This window comes from Neobacillus sedimentimangrovi, assembly GCF_010614825.1.
In the GTDB taxonomy this organism is placed as follows: domain Bacteria; phylum Bacillota; class Bacilli; order Bacillales; family Cytobacillaceae; genus Neobacillus; species Neobacillus thermocopriae.
In genome coordinates, this window is the sequence record NZ_JAAFZF010000017.1 from 18,162 (window position 1) to 36,230 (window position 18,069).

Consider the following 18,069-nt stretch of genomic DNA (forward strand, 5'->3'; position numbering starts at 1 on the left):
CTTCACCCCCTATAATTGTGGCTTCTGATTATGATAATCTGTTGCCTGCTCAAACGCGTGAGCGACGCGATAGATTGTCGCCTCATCAAAATGCTTACCAATAATTTGGAGACCTAATGGCAGGCCTTGGTCAAAGCCGCATGGCACGGAGATTCCCGGAACTCCTGCTAGGTTCACAGGTATGGTTAAAATATCATTCACGTACATGGTCATCGGGTCATCGATTTTTTCACCAATTTTAAAAGCAGGTGTTGGTGTTGTTGGACCAATGATGACATCATATTTTTCAAAAATGTTCTCAAAATCCTGTTTAATCAAGGTTCGAACCTTTTGTGCCTTTTTATAATAAGCATCGTAATAGCCTGAGCTTAAGGCAAATGTTCCAAGCATGATTCGGCGCTTCACTTCTTCCCCGAAGCCTTCTGCCCTTGTATTTTTATATAAATCCAGTAAATTGTCTGCATTTGGAGTCCGATAGCCATAGCGGACGCCATCAAAGCGGGCAAGGTTTGCTGAAGCTTCAGATGAGGACAGCAAATAATAAGTAGCAAGAGCATACTTGGAGTGAGGCAGAGATACCTCTTCCCAAACAGCGCCAAGACCTTCTAGAACCTTTAATGCATCTAGAACGGACTGACGAACCGTTTCATTTACGCCTTCGCCAAGGTATTCTTTTGGTACGGCAATTTTTAATCCTTTCACATCTCCGGTTAACGCTGCTGCAAAGTTAGGAACTTCAACATTGGCTGAGGTAGAGTCCATCGGGTCAAGACCAGAAATAGCCTGTAGCAAGTACGCATTATCCTCAACCGTTCTTGTAATCGGTCCAATTTGGTCAAGGGAGGACGCAAACGCCACAAGTCCAAAACGAGATACACGGCCATAGGTTGGTTTCATTCCTACAACACCGCAAAAAGCTGCAGGCTGACGGATCGAACCACCTGTATCAGAACCAAGTGAGAAAAGTACTTCTCCAGCCGCAACAGCTGCTGCGGAACCGCCGGAAGAACCACCTGGTACTCTGTCCAGATTCCAAGGGTTACGGGTTTTTTGGAATCTTGAGTTTTCATTCGATGAACCCATCGCAAACTCGTCCATATTTAATTTACCGATTGTCACGGTTTCTGCCTGCAGCAGCTTCTGAACAACCGTAGCATCATAAATTGGATCAAAATTTTCAAGCATTTTGCTGGCACAAGTGGTCCGAAGCCCTTTTGTTACAATATTGTCTTTCACACCAATTGGCATCCCATAAAGTATGCCTTTAGTGGAGTCTAGTTTTTCATCAAGAACCTTCGCTGTTTGACGCGCACGTTCTTCATCAATGGTTAAAAATGCTTGAACCTTATCCTCTACTTGATTGATTCGCTTATATGCTTCATCAACAAGGTCAGAAACTTTTAATTCTTTTTTATGTAAAAGTTCATGGAGATCTGAAACTTTATGGTCAAATAAACTCACCTTGTAATCCTCCTACTCCCCTAATATGGATGGCACTTTAAATTGCCCATCTTGATGCTCCGGCGCATTTTTCAAAACTTCTTCACGCGGCAGTCCAGGCTTTGGAATGTCTTCACGCAATACATTTTTCATATCGAGTACATGGTATGTAGGTTTTACATTTTCGGTATCCAATTCATTTAACTGCTCTGCAAAGGTTATGATCTCATCTAGTTGTTTAGTGAACTTTTCTGCCTCTTCATCGGTGATCGCAAGACGCGCCAAATTGGCGACATGCTTCACTTGGTCAAGTGAGATTCGCGACATGTTCTTTCCCTCCGATTCTTGTCATTTTAATATTGATGATACCAAACTTTTTTACTTTACCGCAATGATTACCCTTTCAGTATGGTCAGAGTTTGTAGATTTTTAAAAGAATGACCATAAATAGCGGTCTATCAACTTACCAACTTTGTTTTCTTATAACGCTTCTTATTCCGTTTAGCTTTAGGCTGCTTGATTTTAAAAAGGATATAACCTAGCATCCCCCCAAAAGTGTTTAGAATTAAATCATCCACATCAAAGCTACCTAATTCAAACAACATCTGAAGTACCTCAAAGGATAAGCTTAAACAAAAGGTTGCCATGATCACTTTGCCTAGTTTTTGAAATCTCTGCGCCATCATTGGTAAGATAAATCCGAAAGGAGCAAATCCGATCACATTCCCTGCCAGGTTCTCGATTCGAATATTCAAGTTGATATCGGCTAAAAACAAATAAAAATAAATCGTCTTAAAAGGGACAAAATTATTTGAGCGCCAATGGTATTCGTTGTATGTAAAATCGAGATGATGAATGATCTGGGATATCGGAATATATTTAAATAGTACTAGCTTTGTTAGGACTGCTAGATACAAACAAAGGATAATGAACCAAAATAGTATTCTAAGTATTTTCATCTTTGTTACTCCATTAATCTTTATTAACTTGATCGTATCGTGTTAACCAAATACTGTCTGCTCCTAACAATATATCACTTTTTGGAGGTAAAAGGATGGCTGAACATCGATTTTTTTTAAAAGCAAATTGGCCAGGTCTTCGGAATGATGTGGGGGAAATTGAAACTGGAAATTTAAAAACAAAAGTCTCCATTCCGCCTGAAATGGATGGCCCAGGAATTGGGACCAATCCCGATGAAATGTTGCTTGGGGCGGCTGCCACCTGCTACATCATCACGCTGGCTGCGATGATGGAACGAAGCGGTCTCAAGAAGGAAAGCTTAACCATGGAGTCGGAAGGTATTGTTGATGTTACCCGAGAAGTAATAACATATAAAAAAATCATCCACCGGCCACGTGTCGTTTTACCAACGAATGCTTCTGAAGAAGATCAAGCGATGGTTCACAAGCTGGCCAAAAAGGCTGAAACTTCCTGTATGATCAGCCGGGCTGTAAAGGGAAATGTGGAGATTGAATTGCAGGCTGAAGTAGAAATTTCCGCAGGATAATTAAAGTGGAGTAATCAAGTTATAAATCTATTTTTAAAAACTTCCCGTAGTGGATGAATTAAAATCGAAGAAGCTCCAAGTCAAGCTATAAACGTAACTAACGAATGCTCCATAGAGAAAGGGAGCAATTACCTCATTGGAAGGTAGTTACTCCCTTAGTTTTCTTCATATTCAAATTTTAGTATTGGACCAAATTCAAAGAAAGGCTCTATATGTGAAAAGCTTGTTATTTTGCACTCGTAAACTGCTCTACTTCTGTAGAACCTTTCAATGCGGTGGTTGAAGATGTTCCTCCAGAGATGACCATAGACACCTGGTCGAAGTAACCCGTTCCTACCTCGCGCTGATGACGAGTGGCTGTGTAACCATACATTTCACTTGCAAATTCAGCTTGCTGCAATTCGGAGTAAGCAGCCATACCGCGATCCTTATAGCCTCGAGCCAATTCAAACATACTGTGGTTAAGCGCATGGAAGCCAGCCAGTGTAACGAATTGGAACTTGTAACCCATTTTTCCAAGCTCTTGTTGGAAATTTGCAATTGTTTCATCGTCTAATTTCTTCTTCCAGTTGAAGGAAGGAGAGCAGTTATATGCTAATAATTTACCAGGGAACTTCTCATGGATTGCTTCCGCAAAGCGGCGAGCTTCTTCCAGATTAGGTTCAGAAGTCTCACACCAGATGAGATCTGCATATGGTGCGTAAGCCAACCCACGGCTGATGGCTTGGTCAAGACCTGCCCTTGTACGGAAGAAACCTTCAGGAGTGCGCTCACCGGTAATAAATGGTGCATCGTTTTCATCGATATCACTAGTAATTAAATCTGCCGCGTTCGCATCGGTACGGGCAATCAGTACCGTAGGAACCCCCATTACGTCAGCAGCCAAACGTGCGGCAATTAAGTTCCGAACCGCGGTTTGTGTCGGAAGCAATACTTTTCCTCCCAAGTGACCGCATTTTTTTTCAGAAGACAGCTGGTCTTCAAAGTGGACACCGGCAGCCCCTGCTTCAATCATCCCTTTCATTAATTCAAAACAATTTAACTGTCCGCCAAAGCCGGCTTCTGCATCGGCCACAATCGGAGCAAACCAATCAATGGAATGATCTCCTTCCGCGTGATGGATTTGGTCGGCACGCTGTAGTGCTTGGTTAATCCGTTTCACAACAGCAGGCACACTATTCGCTGGATACAAACTTTGATCTGGATACATATGCCCGGATAGGTTTGCGTCAGCAGCTACCTGCCAACCACTTAAGTAAATAGCTTTAAGACCGGCTTTTACCTGCTGAACTGCTTGATTACCAGTTAATGCCCCAAGCGCATTTACATAATCTTCCTCGTTGATTAGCTTCCAAAGCTTTTCTGCTCCTCTTTTAGCCAATGTATATTCAATGTCAATCGAACCGCGAAGCTTGATCACATCTTCTGCAGAATAAGGCCTTATAATCCCCTTCCAGCGAGCATCCATTTCCCAACTTTCTTTTAATTTAGCAACTCTTACATCTTTCATTGTAAATTCCTCCCTATAATTCATTCATTTTTATATGTTGTAGAGTTAATAAACTCTGCAAATATCACAGTCAAAACACCCTTATATGTGTCCCTGCTGCTTTAAACGCTCCAAGTTCTTAAGTTTTCTTTTTGTTATAATACAGTAATTGTCCTTGTTTTGTATTATATAACACATTTCACAAAATCGAAACTACTTTTCTGAATATTTTTTAAAAAATAAGAAAAATGTCCCTGTTTTTGTTTTCGTCAAGTTGCAGCGAAGTTTTTCGATATAAAAAAAACAGATACCCATTTTTAGGTATCTGCTTTACAGATCTGTTTATATAGACGCCAAAATGCTTCCTCAAAGTCATCATTATTCATAAATTCCTCTGCTGCCATGGCTGTCAGAAGCTTTCTTCTTAATATAGGTTCTTTAATTTCTTTTAAAATCCATTGCCGTTTTAAAAAAAGAAATTCCAAATAATCCTTATATTTTTCATCAAACTGCTGTTCTAGCTGTTTACAAATTCTCTTTGCTAGTGTCGGGTTGGCACCGCTCGTTGAAACAGCAATCGTTAACTTACCACGCTGCAGGCGGGCGGGAACATGAAAGTCACTTTTCTTCGGATCATCCACAATGATAACAAGTTGATAAGGCTGTGCTACATTCTTTATATGTTGATTTAATTGCGAATCGTTGGTTGCCGCAAAAATCATAAAAGCTCCCATAAGGTCTGTCTCCAAAAAGTTCCGCTTATGCCAAATGATTTGTTCCTCTTGAGCAAGTCTTTGTAATTCAGGCGTCGCCTCAGGAGTAACAAGGAAGATTTGTGCCCCGGTTTCCAAAAGACCGGTTACCTTTCGTTCCGCTACTTTTCCGCCGCCTATCACCACTACTTTTTTTCCTTCAAGTTTAATCATTATTGGATAATAGGAATTCATACGCCACCCTCAATTACATGATTTCAATCGGCTTTGAGGCTAATAATTCTATCAATGCTTCCTTTGTTGCTTGTTTCGGCATTTCACTTACAGGAAGCCCTTGCTCCATTACAGCATTCATCGTCTGTTTGCCCATAGAAACAATTTGTACATTTTCCATCAAATGAATGCCACATTCTCTTAACCCTCTCATAAAAGGCTCGACTGAGGCACTATTTGGGAAAACAACGGTATTGACGATGGCATCATCCAACATTCTTCGAAAAATTGGCAAGAATTGTGGATCCAATACTTTTTCACTTGTCAGCCATACATCCGCATTTTCGTCCTTCTCCCATTGGTTGTCACAAACAACTAACCGTTTCCCCATCTCAGACATTTCATTGGCCGGAAGTGGAATAAAACCTCTCTCCCTTAAGGCATTAAGAGATTTGTTGGAAACACCGAATAGTTCCGCACGTATGCGGCGTATATCGAATTGGTTTTCGTATAGAGTTTTAAAAAACTCATCAACACTTTCAGGCGAAGTAAACAAAATTTGATCATAACTGTCAATCTTAGCTAAGATTTCTGGATTTACAGGCAGAGTGATTCTATTCCATTTTGGAAATTCAATGACATCTGCTCCTTGTGCCGCCAACTCCTTCGCCAAGTCGCTTGGGCTCTCACTTGTGCGGGCAAGAATGATTTGTCTGCCATAGAGAGGCTTATTTTCAAACCACTTAATTTTTTCCCGAAGCGAAATAACCGGGCCAACCAAGATAATTGCCGGATTACTGAACTTGGCTTCCTTCACCTTATCTGAAATATCAGCTAAAGTTCCTTGCAACGTTTTCTGACGGCCGAACGTTCCCCATTGAATTAAAATGACTGGTGTGTTTGCCGGTTTTCCATAGGCAATGAGATTTTCACAAATAAACGGTAAATTCCTTACCCCCATGTAAAAAGCGATGGTATCAATACCTCGGGCAAGACTATCCCAATTTAAGACAGGCTTGCCATCCTCAGATTTATCATGAGCGGTGATCACCGCAAAGGATTCAGCATGCTCCCGATGGGTTACCGGGATCCCTGCATAAAGTGGGGCAGCGATTCCCGATGTAATGCCAGGAACGATTTCAAATGGAATCTGATGCTCGGCAAGAGCTTCTGCTTCTTCTCCGACCCGACCAAACACTCCAGGGTCACCACCTTTGAGGCGGACAACCATTTTTCCTTCCTGGGCTTTTTTCACCAATAGGTCATTGATATTTTCCTGGCGTAAAATATGGCGTTCCGGCAGTTTACCACAGTAGATTAACTCGCAATCCGCCGGAGCAAATTCCAGCAGTTTTGGATTGGCTAGCCGATCATACAAGATTACTTCAGCTTGTTTGATTGCTTCCAGCCCTTTTACTGTGATTAATCCAATATCCCCTGGCCCAGCTCCTACTAAATAGACTTTTCCTGTTCCCATCCTGCAGCATCCTTCCCTTTTTTCCTTCTATAATACGATAAAAACAACATCCTTTTCTATTTCTATTTTATAAGTTCTTACCTGTCCATTATCCGGCGCCTGCACCTTGCCGTCTACTAGTGAAATTTTCCAATCATAGACTGGACAGTATACGTACTCCCCGCTGACAAGTCCCTCTGACAGGACACCCCCCTTCGGATGAGGGCTGCGGTTTTCCAGCGCATAGACCCGTCCATTAGATACTTTAAATAAGGCCATTTCTTTGTCATCTATTCTAATGGAATAACCTGTTCTTGCTTTCAGATTGGAATAATGGGCAACTGGTATTCGTCTTATGGTTTTTATCATTTGGAATCACTCCCCGACCTTGATTGTGTGTTTCATATAGTACTTATCTTGAATTTCTTTACTTTGAATGGCTTCGTTCCATGGATCCACATATTTTTTCAACGTTTTATCAAGTCGTTCGTTTAAGGCTTTGCGCATTTCCTTATCGGCCAATACTTCTTGCACATGCTTTAAGCCTACACGCTCCAGCCATTTGGAAGTCCGTTCCAAATAGTTCGCTGTTTCACGGTAATATTGAAGATAGGCACCTGTGATTTCCATTACTTCTTCCTTGGTCTTCACGGTGCATAACAGGTCTGCAGGGCGAAGGTCAACCCCACCATTTCCTCCGACATAGATCTCCCAGCCACCGTCAATTCCAACAAATCCAATATCTTTAATTCCTGCTTCGGAACAATTTCGTGGACAAGCAGATACACCCATTTTCACCTTATGAGGTGTATCAAGCCGTTCAAATTTCTTTTCAAGCTCGATGCCAAGTGCCATAGAATCCTGTGTACCGTAGCGGCAGAACTGGGAACCAACACAGGTTTTTACAGTGCGTAGTGTTTTTCCGTACGCATATCCTGACGGCATATCAAGGTCTTTCCAAATGCTTGGCAGGTCTTCTTTTTTTACACCGAACAAACCGATGCGCTGACCGCCGGTTAGCTTTACTAATGGAACATGATATTTTTCAGCCACTTCGGCAATTTTTTTCAAATCCTTGGCTGTCGTGACACCGCCGTACATTCTTGGAACAACAGAATAAGTTCCGTCCTTTTGGATGTTGGCATGCATTTTTTCGTTAACTAGACGGGAATCACGATCATCCATACCATGATCCATGTAAATCATGCCCAGATAGTAATTAATGGCAGGACGACATTTGGTGCAGCCTTCCTCATTATTCCACTCTAGGACATTCATCACTTCTTTCACACTTGTTAAGCCCTTTGTCTTGATTTCTTCTATTATCTCTTCACGGCTTAAAGTGGTACAACCGCAAATACTAGTTTTTGAGGCTCCTTTTTCGTTAAATTGATTACCTAAAGTATGAGAGAGAATGTTTGCAACTAATGGTTTACAACGTCCACAAGAGCGACCGGCATTTGTGCACTGGCTAACTTGGTCCAATGTTGTAAGACCTTTGGTTTTTATTGCTTCAACGATGACTCCTTTCGTAACACCATTACATCCGCAAATTAATTCATCGTCTGGCATGGAGGCAACATCATCACCAGTATTGCCCGCTCCACTACACTCCGATTGCAAAATAGAAACACTTGTCATACCGCTAATATCTTCTTGTTTGGTCAGCATTCGGAACAGTCTAGTACTGTCCTTTGTATCGCCGTAAAGAACAATCCCGACAATTCGGTTATTCCTTATTAACACTTTTTTATAAATTCCCTCATACTCGTTGTGTACCATAATCGATTTCGTCGTGCTGTCTTCATGTATTTCTCCTGCAGAGAAAAGATCCACCCCTGCTACTTTTAACTGAGTACCTGTAACTGATCCTTTGTACGGCTTCGTTTCTTTGCCACAGATGTGGTTTGCAAGTACCTTTGCTTGTTCATATAATGGCGCCACCAACCCATAAACAATTTCACGATGCTCTGCACACTCACCAACTGCATAAACATGAGGGACATTCGTTTCCATATAGTCGTTCACAACGATTCCTCGGTTGACATAAATTCCGCTGTTTTTTGCCACTTCTGTATTAGACCTAATTCCTAGAGCCATCACTACAAGATCAGCCTCTATTTGGGAACCATCTTTAAAACGGAGGCCAGTTACGCGCTCATCTCCCAAAATTTCCACCGTTTCTTTTTCCATTAAAAAATTCATGCCCTGGGCTTCAAGTTCTGCTTTCAGCATGGATGCTGCAACATGATCTAGCTGTCTTTCCATTAAATGGGGCATTAGATGGACGACATCCACTTTCATGCCAAGGTTCAAGAGTCCTCTTGCGGCTTCAAGGCCGAGAAGTCCTCCCCCTATGACGGCTGCTTTTTTATACTGATTGGCTAATTTGATCATCAATTCACAATCTTTTATATCACGAAAACCTGTAACACCTTGTTTATTTGCCCCTGGAATTGGTAGAATAATAGCCTTTGATCCTGTTGCGATAATTAACTCATCATAATTGACTTCACGGCCTTGATCACTAAATACCTTCTTTGCCTTTGTATCAATTTTGACAACTGCTTCACCCGTATATAATTGAATGTTATTGTCTTTATACCATTCCAATGGATTGATGATTATATCATCAAAATGGACATCTCCTTGAAGGATATTGGATAATTTGATTCGATTATAGTTTGGATACGGTTCTTCTCCAAAAATGGTAATCTCAAATTGTTCGGGCTCCAGCTTTAAAATTTCTTCAATGGTCCTAACCCCTGCCATTCCGTTGCCTATCATCACCAATTTTTTCATCTTAGGTCGCTCCCTATATTTTTTTAGTTTTATTGTAAGGTGAAAACCAATGAATATATTGTGAAGTTCATCACAAGCTAAGATTATTTGTGAACAATTTCACATTATTGTCAAAACTTCATACAGCTGTATATACATAATGAGAAATTGCCATGAAAAACAGTTAGTATTCAATTTATGGCCATTTTGACTACATAACTATGTTAATAGGCATTTTGGCTTTTACCTTTTTATGTTTTGTCCATCACGGCTCCAATGAAGATCACTGGCACTCACAGAGCATGACAAAATGAAATCAATAAAAAAACCCCTTCCCGCCATTGGGGAAGAGGTTCGCTTATAATTAGAACATTTCAGATGTTGTTTTAGCTTGCATGTGTAGTAATAGATAGTCTGGACCTCCAGCTTTTGAGTCGGTCCCAGACATGTTGAAGCCACCGAATGGCTGATAGCCAACAATAGCACCCGTACAGCCACGATTGAAGTAGAGGTTTCCAACATGGAAGTCTTCACGAGCCTTTTCGATATGAGCACGATTTTTAGTAATAACAGCGCCTGTTAATCCATACTCAGTGTTATTTGCAATTTCAATAGCCTCATCAAAGTTCTTCGCCTTAGTGAAGCCTACTACTGGTCCAAAGATTTCTTCCTGCATAATACGTGCTTTCGGATCTAGGTCAGCAAACACAGTTGGTTTAATGAAGTATCCTTTGGAATCGTCTCCTTCACCACCAGTCATTAACTTACCTTCACTCTTACCAATTTCAATATATTCCATAATTTTATTGAAGGCGTTTTGATCAATAACAGGTCCCATGAAAGTTCCTTGTTCTGTTGGATCACCAACGGTTAACTCGTTAGTTAATTCAACCACGCGGTTCAATACTTGATCATACACATCTTCAACAATAACGGCACGTGAACATGCAGAGCATTTTTGTCCAGAGAATCCAAATGCAGATGCAACGATAGATTGTGCTGCTAGTTCAAGATCAGCTTCGGAGTCTACGACAATTGTGTCTTTACCGCCCATTTCAGCAATTAATCGCTTCATCCAGATTTGTCCTGGATTAATTTTTGAAGAACGTTCAAAAATGCGAAGTCCTACATCACGTGAACCGGTAAAGCTAATGAATCGAGTATCCTTATGGTCAACTAAATAATCGCCCACTTCTGCACCGCTACCTGGAACGAAGTTTAATACCCCTTTAGGAAGACCGGCTTCTTCCATTACCTCAACAAACTTCGCTGCTACAACTGGAGTAGTTGAAGCTGGTTTTAATAATACCGTGTTACCAGTAACAATAGCAGCAACAGTCGTACCTGCCATGATCGCTAATGGGAAGTTCCAAGGAGAAATGATGATACCTACTCCTAGTGGAATATAATGATAACGGTTAAATTCATTTGGACGACTATTTACTGGCACTCCATCTTTTAGAGCCAGCATTTGACGGCCATAATATTCAAGGAAATCAATTGCTTCCGCAGTGTCAGCATCTGCCTCTTTCCATGGCTTCCCTGCTTCTTTTGTTAAAAGAGCAGAAAACTCATGCTTACGGCGGCGGATAATTGTTGCTGCTTTAAAAAGCACATCTGCACGGAACTCTGCCTTTGTTTTTTTCCAAGTTTTAAATGCCTCAACAGCCGCTTGCATTGCTTTTTCTGCTAATTCCTTATTAGCTTTCGATACGCGGCCAATGACTTCTTCTTTATTTGCTGGATTATAGGAAATGATTTTTTCCTCGGTGGTAATTCTCTCACCGCCAATGATAAGTGGATATTCTTGACCTAAATATCCTTCTACTGTTTTTAACCCTTGAAGATAAGCTTGACGGTTCTCTTCAACTGTAAAATCTGTAAACGGCTCATGCTTGTAAGGTTGTACCATCTCTAAACCCCTCCTATGTAATTAAACGTTTACAACAAGTCCATTCTACATGAATCTATTCGCCGCTTCAATAATAAGGGAACTTAAGCTTCGGAAAATAAACAATATTATAATTCCTCAAAAGGTGTCCTCTTAACCGACACAACTAAAAAAATAATCCGACAAAAGTCGGATTATTTTTATTGATATATGTGAACAAATGGTTCATTTTCATTCGCTTTTCGGACAATGAGCGATTCAGGGCCATCCACAGAGGTTACACTCACAGTGACAGAAATATATTCTGGAAAATGCTCCATCACTAGACCTGTTACATATTGCGTGAAACCGATCCCCTCTGTTTTTCCATAAAATTGGATTGGAATAGTAATATTCAGTTCATGCAGCTGGTCACCTACATAAAAGGCTCTCCCAATCACACCATTAAAGTTAGGAAAATATTTTTCTACATCTTGCTTAAAGTTTTTAAAGGCAATGACATCATCCCTATGGGCTTCCTCTGCTTCGCTTGAAGGGAATAAAAAGTATTTTTCATTAATGGGTTCCCAACCATTAATGATTGAACTTCCTTTATCCACCGTTGTATAGGCGAAGAAATTCCCAGGAACAACTGATGTTTTGCTCTCTTGGGCAAACAGACCAATAGTGATTGGAATATCAGCAAGGTTTTTCATATTGCGAATTCTTTTCACTACTTCCTCCGCTATTTTTTTCCCTTCCCGCACCATATCATCATGGTCAATTTTCTGTTCTTTTTGGATCGTTCCGCCGTTGTCAGCTTGAATTTTATAATAATATGTTGAATTTAAGGCAAGCCCAATGGTAATGCCAGCAAGTGAAACATTTCCCTCATCGTCTTTTGTTAAGTAGTCATGTTCTAAAATATGAGCTAAATAGATAGGGCTGCTCGGTTCGCCAACAGGACCCGTGTCTACCGGGTTTAAGCCAATATTTTCAGATTCTTTTACCCCATTTGCCTTGGCTTGTTCTGGCGTATACTTTCGATTAAGCCACTGTTTAATGGTCTTTTCCTTTATTTCCTGACCCTCGCGGAAAAAATACTTTTCTGTATCAAAGCTATTTTGCGCAATCCTCATTAAACCGATCTCGAATTCATTTAAGTCAAATCTTGTGTTTATATTATTAACCACCAAACCGCGCGCTGCTCCTGATTCAAACGGCAAAATGGTCCGATAATATTTATCAGAAATATTATACTTTGGAATGATCGCCTTTCCTTTATCCTTCTCCTTTGTTTGGACTACTTCATTTTGTTTTCCAATGCTTGGTGCACAAGCACTTAGCAGAAAGATAAGAGAGAGTGCGACCAATGAGAGTTTTCTCACTTTGTTCCACCTCTACTTATTTAATTCTTCAAGAAGCTTCTCCTCGTCCCAAACTTCTATTCCCAGCTCTTGTGCCTTTGTCAGTTTCGATCCTGCCTCTGTTCCAGCTATGACAAGATCGGTCTTTTTGCTGACACTTCCTGTAACCTTACCACCAAGGGCTTCAATTTTTTCTTTCGCTTCATTTCTTGTTAACTGTTCTAATTTTCCTGTAAGGACAATTGTTTTTCCTGAAAAAATGGAATCGGATTCCTGATTCGAAACAGGTTTTGCCCCTTTATATTCCATATTTACACCAGCAGCTGATAACTCCTGTAAAAGTTCCTTAGCTTCTTCTTGTTCAAAAAAGCTAACAATCGAATCTGCCATTTTATTTCCAATCTCATTAATAGCCATTAACTGTTCTTTTGAAGCAGAAGCCAACTTTTCCATGTTGCCGAATTCTTGTGCCAAGGTTTTTGCCGCTTTTGCCCCAACATGACGGATACCAAGGCCAAATAGCAGTTTTTCTAGTGAATTACTCTTCGAAGCTTCAATGGCCTTTAACAAATTGGAAACGGATTTTTCTCCCATCCGTTCAAGTCCAATAAGCTGTTCTCTTGTCAGTTTATAAATATCAGCAACATTGCTAATTAATTTATTGGCAAAAAGCTGGCTGATGACTTTTTCTCCCAAGCCTTCAATATTCATTGCATCTCTTGAGACAAAATGAATCAATCCTTCACGAATTTGGGCCGGGCATTTCGGATTAATACAACGTAAGGCGACTTCTCCTTCAAGACGGACGAGCTCACTATTACATTCTGGACAATGAGTCGGCATATGAAAATCCTTCTCTTCACCCGTACGCTGGTCAGCCAGTACATTAACCACTTCCGGAATAATATCACCAGCTTTTTTAATAACTACTTTATCTCCGATTTTAATATCTTTTTCCCGGATTAAATCTTCATTGTGCAAGGACGCCCGCTGAACGGTAGTTCCGGCTACTTTGACAGGCTCTAAAATGGCTGTTGGCGTAACCACTCCTGTTCTTCCGACACTTAGTTCAATGTCCTTTAATGTAGTGATTACTTCTTCAGCCGGAAATTTATAAGCGATGGCCCAGCGTGGGCTTTTGGCTGTTGTTCCAAGTGCTGCCTGCTGAGCAAGAGAATCGACCTTAATAACAATCCCATCAATTTCATATGGCAGGTGTGGACGTTTCTCTACCCAGCCATTAACGTACTCGATGACATCATCGATCGTTGCACACTTTTTCCGTTCCTTGTTTGTTTTAAATCCCAACTGATCTAAGTAATCAAGTCCTTCACTATGGGATTCAATCCCTATTTCTGAGACATTGCCGATCCCGTATAAAAAGATATCCAACTTTCTTGAAGCAGCAATTTTCGGGTCCAACTGACGAAGTGATCCTGCTGCCGCATTACGCGGATTAGCAAACAGCTCCTCTCCACGCTCCTTCCGTGCTTCATTCAATGCTTCAAAGGAACGCTTAGGCATAAACGCCTCACCCCGAACTTCAATCGAAACAGGTTCTGTTAAACGGAGTGGAATCGACTTAATTGTTTTTAGATTTGCCGTAATATCTTCTCCAATAGTCCCATCACCACGGGTAGCTCCTTGTATAAATAATCCGTCCTCATACCGCAATGAAACAGCAAGACCATCAATTTTCAGTTCACATACATAGGAAAAATCATTGCCAACTGCTTGCCGGATACGGCGGTCAAAATCTCTAAGATCTTGTTCATTAAACGCATTTCCCAAGCTTAACATCGGTGTCCGGTGTTCTACTTTTTCAAACATGTCAAGGACAGCACCGCCCACCCTTTCGGAAGGTGAATCCGGTGTTTTCAGTTCAGGAAACTGCTCTTCAAGCGCCAAAAGTTCCTGCATTAAGCGATCATATTCCGCATCAGGAACGGACGGTTTATCTAAAACATAATATTCATAGCCATATTGGTTTAATAAATTTCGTAATTCACTGATTCTCTTTTCAGCATTTCGCAGGTCCATAAATCCAGCCCTTTCCTAACAAATTCCACCGTTTTATTAAAAAGCATGACTGTTGATTTTTGCTGCTAACTTGCAAACTTTCAAGTATTTTTCTCATTATACTTTTTTGATTGGAGCAAATTTAGCCAAAAGGCGTTTGATACCAGTTGGACTTGGAAAAGCAATATCAAGCTCGGTTCCTTCCCCTTCGCCTTTGACACTTACCACTGTTCCGACTCCCCATTTACCGTGTTCGGCTTTATCGCCAACCTTCCAGACTACATCATTACCGCTAGAAGTTGCTGAAACGGGACGCATTACTGGTTTTCTAGGAGAGGCTGATGAAAAACCTCCTCCGCCAAAAGTACTTGTGGCCATTTTATACGAAGGCCCCGACGAACCGAATCCTCTAGACCCAAATGATGAATTCCTTATTACAGGTTCAACTTCTTCTAAAAGATCTTCAGGAATTTCACTTATGAAACGAGAAGCCGGATTCATATTGGTACGTCCAAATAATGTTCTCATTTTGGCGTTTGTCAAGAATAGGCTCTCCTCTGCCCTTGTAATCCCGACATAAGCAAGACGGCGTTCTTCTTCCATTTCGGCTTCTTCTGTAAGCGATCGAGTATGCGGGAATACTCCTTCTTCCATCCCGATAAGGAAAACGACCGGAAATTCAAGCCCTTTTGCGGAGTGCAAAGTCATCAGAACAACGGCATCTGCCTTTTCTTCATCATCATCCATGGAATCGATATCAGCTACAAGAGCCAAATCTGTTAGGAACGCCACCAAACTCTTATCCTCATTGGTTTCCTCAAAGTTTTTGGTTACCGATAAAAATTCTTCTAAGTTTTCAATACGGCTTTGAGCTTCCAGTGACTTTTCCGCCTTTAGCATGTCCAAATAGCCGGTTTTTTCAAGAATTTCTTCAACCAATTCCGTGACAGAAAGATACTCCTGCATTTGTGTATAGTTTTTTATTAAATCCCGAAACCCAGCGGCAGCCTTAGTGATTTTCGGGCTTAAGCCAATTAATTCAATGGACTCGAGTGCCTGAAAAATAGACATATCATGCATCGCTGCGAAGTCAGCAATTTTGTCAAGGGAACTGGAACCTATTCCGCGCTTAGGTACGTTGATGACTCGGATCAAGCTGATATCATCGTCAGGATTGGAGATGAGGCGCAAATAGGCAAGCATATCCTTTATTTCTTTTCTGTCATAGAATTTCGTACCGCCAACAATCGTGTAGTTTATGTTTGATTTTAAGAGTACTTCCTCCATTACACGGGATTGAGCATTCGTCCGATAAAGAATGGCCATATCGGATAGTTTATGTCCGCCTTCACGGGTAAGTTCTTTAATTTTTCCAGCAACAAATTGTGCTTCCCCTTGCTCACTGTCCGCACGGTAATAAACAATTTTATTTCCTTCCGGGTTTTCTGTCCATAAGTTCTTCGGCTTCCGATTTAAATTGTTTTCAATGACCTTATTTGCCGCTTGGAGAATTCTTTTCGTAGAGCGGTAGTTTTGTTCAAGGAGTATAACCGTAGCATTGGGGTAATCTTTTTCAAACGAAAGGATATTGGTAATATCCGCCCCTCTCCACCGGTAAATGGATTGGTCGGAATCCCCAACAACGCATAGGTTTTTGAAGCGGTTAGCCAACAGCTTTACAAGCAAATATTGAGCTTTGTTCGTATCTTGATACTCATCTACATGAATATACTGAAACTTACGTTGATAATATTCAAGTACTTCCGGAACACGCTGAAACAATTGAATAGTTTTCATAATTAAATCGTCAAAATCCAGCGCCTGATTTTTTCTCAGCTTTTTCTGGTATTCCTCATATATTTCGCTTACGACCTGTTCATAGTACCCACCAGCCGTTTTCGTATATTCCTCCGGTGTAATAAGCTCATTTTTAGCCGAACTAATCGATCCCAAAATCGCACGAGGATCAAATTTTTTCGGATCAAGGTTTTTCTCCTTTAATATTCCTTTTATTACTGATTGTTGATCTCCAGTGTCTAAAATTGTAAAGTTTCGGTTAAAACCAATCCGATCGATATCTCTTCGAAGAATTCTTACGCACATGGAGTGAAACGTGGAAATCCAGATGTCATCAGCAGCACCGCCCATCATCTTTGCAATTCTTTCCTTCATTTCTCGAGCTGCTTTATTGGTAAAAGTGATCGCCAATATGTTATACGGGTTTACTCGCTTTTCCACAATTAAATAAGCAATCCGGTGAGTTAATACTCTTGTTTTACCACTTCCCGCACCGGCCATAATCAATAACGGACCTTCTGTAGTCTTCACAGCTCTTTTCTGCTCGGGGTTTAAGCCGTTTAACAATTTATCAGTTAAATATTGCAATTTTTTCACCACCAGAAACAAACATTTGTTCTAATTTTATCATTTATCCCTCTTTCAAGCGAGTTCTAGCGGACACTGTTTACTGTCTCTAAAGCTTGATCTAGGTTCTCATAAATGATGTTTCCTACTACAATTACATCGGCGTGCTTAGCCATTTCTTGAGCCTGCTCCAATGTAGAAATTCCTCCACCATAGAAAAGAGTCGTGTTTTTAAGCTGTTTTTTTACTTCGGCCACGAGCTCTGCATCGCCCAATTTTCCACTATATTCGATATAAAATATAGGAAGCTGAAACATCTTTTCAGCCATCATTGCATATGCCTTTACATCATCTTTCATTAAATCGACCTTTGCCGAGGTCAGCTTGGCCGCTTTGCAATCACCATTAAGAATGCAATAACCCTCCATGACAATTTCGTCCCAATTCATGATCTCTCCAAATTCCTTCACAGCCTGATGGTGAAGACCGGTAATCCATTTTGGGTCATTGCTGTTTAGTACAGTCGGGATAAAGTAAAGATCAAATCCCGGTGTAACCGTTTCTATGCTCGAAACCTCCAAGACACATGGAACGGTATAGCGGCGGATTCTCGCCATTAAATCCAGAACATTTTCAAGGGTTACCCCATCTGTTCCACCGACAATTACAGCATCTGTTCCAGACTCGCATATCTTTTCGAGATGTTCATCGGAAATTTCTTTATTCGGATCAAGTTTAAACACATGACGCCATTCACGAAAGTCATACATATATGGAGCCTCCCTTAAATCTTTCCATTAAAACATTATAGCATTAGCCTAATCGATACAAAAACAAAACAATGAATCTA

The 18,069-nt window shown here is 40.8% G+C and carries 14 protein-coding genes; 1 reads left to right on the forward strand and 13 read right to left on the reverse strand.

Annotated features, from left to right (window positions below):
- Positions 1-9: 9 nt before the first annotated feature.
- From gatA to GZA11_RS07915, 3 genes are all read right to left on the reverse strand, one after another.
- A complete protein-coding gene (gatA, locus tag GZA11_RS07905) occupies positions 10-1,461 on the reverse strand; it encodes an Asp-tRNA(Asn)/Glu-tRNA(Gln) amidotransferase subunit GatA (RefSeq protein ID WP_038538907.1) in 1,452 nt (483 codons plus the stop codon).
- 12 nt (positions 1,462-1,473) lie between these two features.
- Positions 1,474-1,767: an Asp-tRNA(Asn)/Glu-tRNA(Gln) amidotransferase subunit GatC gene (gene gatC, locus GZA11_RS07910; RefSeq protein ID WP_038538905.1), complete on the reverse strand. Its 294-nt coding sequence runs from the start codon at positions 1,765-1,767 to the stop codon at positions 1,474-1,476.
- 131 nt (positions 1,768-1,898) lie between these two features.
- Positions 1,899-2,399 carry a VanZ family protein gene (locus tag GZA11_RS07915; RefSeq protein ID WP_051968250.1) on the reverse strand — a complete coding sequence of 167 codons (501 nt, stop codon included), beginning with the start codon at positions 2,397-2,399 and terminating at the stop codon, positions 1,899-1,901.
- 95 nt (positions 2,400-2,494) lie between these two features.
- On the opposite strand from GZA11_RS07915, the gene GZA11_RS07920 reads away from it, so the two are divergent.
- On the forward strand, positions 2,495-2,947 hold the full coding sequence (locus GZA11_RS07920) for an OsmC family protein (RefSeq protein WP_038538903.1): 453 nt from the start codon (positions 2,495-2,497) through the stop codon (positions 2,945-2,947).
- A gap of 226 nt (positions 2,948-3,173) precedes the next feature.
- On the opposite strand, the gene aceA is transcribed toward GZA11_RS07920, so the two are convergent.
- The 10 genes from aceA to pcrB form a co-directional block, all read right to left on the reverse strand.
- Positions 3,174-4,457, reverse strand: coding sequence for an isocitrate lyase (gene aceA, locus GZA11_RS07925; RefSeq protein ID WP_038538901.1), 1,284 nt, complete (start codon positions 4,455-4,457; stop codon positions 3,174-3,176).
- Between the two features lie 296 nt (positions 4,458-4,753).
- On the reverse strand, positions 4,754-5,383 hold the full coding sequence (locus tag GZA11_RS07930) for a precorrin-2 dehydrogenase/sirohydrochlorin ferrochelatase family protein (RefSeq protein WP_038538898.1): 630 nt from the start codon (positions 5,381-5,383) through the stop codon (positions 4,754-4,756).
- Positions 5,384-5,396: 13 nt separating this feature from the next.
- Entirely contained in the window at positions 5,397-6,839 is a 1,443-nt protein-coding gene (gene cobA / locus GZA11_RS07935) for a uroporphyrinogen-III C-methyltransferase (protein WP_163183411.1), read from the reverse strand.
- A 27-nt stretch (positions 6,840-6,866) separates the two neighbouring features.
- Complete coding sequence (nirD, locus tag GZA11_RS07940; protein ID WP_051968249.1) at positions 6,867-7,187, reverse strand: nitrite reductase small subunit NirD; 321 nt, start codon at positions 7,185-7,187, stop codon at positions 6,867-6,869.
- Positions 7,188-7,193: 6 nt separating this feature from the next.
- Positions 7,194-9,620 (reverse strand): nitrite reductase large subunit NirB, encoded by a 2,427-nt coding sequence (nirB, locus tag GZA11_RS07945; protein ID WP_038538895.1) that lies wholly within the window; start codon positions 9,618-9,620, stop codon positions 7,194-7,196.
- 343 nt (positions 9,621-9,963) lie between these two features.
- Positions 9,964-11,511, reverse strand: a complete 1,548-nt coding sequence (gene pruA, locus GZA11_RS07950; protein WP_038538892.1) for an L-glutamate gamma-semialdehyde dehydrogenase — start codon at positions 11,509-11,511, stop codon at positions 9,964-9,966.
- Positions 11,512-11,690: 179 nt separating this feature from the next.
- The gene (locus GZA11_RS07955; protein WP_038538889.1) at positions 11,691-12,857 is read right to left on the reverse strand and encodes a CamS family sex pheromone protein; all 1,167 of its coding nucleotides are present in this window, start codon (positions 12,855-12,857) and stop codon (positions 11,691-11,693) included.
- Positions 12,858-12,869: 12 nt separating this feature from the next.
- Positions 12,870-14,876 (reverse strand): NAD-dependent DNA ligase LigA, encoded by a 2,007-nt coding sequence (gene ligA, locus GZA11_RS07960; protein ID WP_038538886.1) that lies wholly within the window; start codon positions 14,874-14,876, stop codon positions 12,870-12,872.
- 96 nt (positions 14,877-14,972) lie between these two features.
- Positions 14,973-17,240, reverse strand: coding sequence for a DNA helicase PcrA (pcrA, locus tag GZA11_RS07965; protein WP_163183412.1), 2,268 nt, complete (start codon positions 17,238-17,240; stop codon positions 14,973-14,975).
- Between the two features lie 65 nt (positions 17,241-17,305).
- Positions 17,306-17,989, reverse strand: coding sequence for a heptaprenylglyceryl phosphate synthase (pcrB, locus tag GZA11_RS07970; RefSeq protein ID WP_038538881.1), 684 nt, complete (start codon positions 17,987-17,989; stop codon positions 17,306-17,308).
- Between the last annotated feature and the right edge of the window lie 80 nt (positions 17,990-18,069).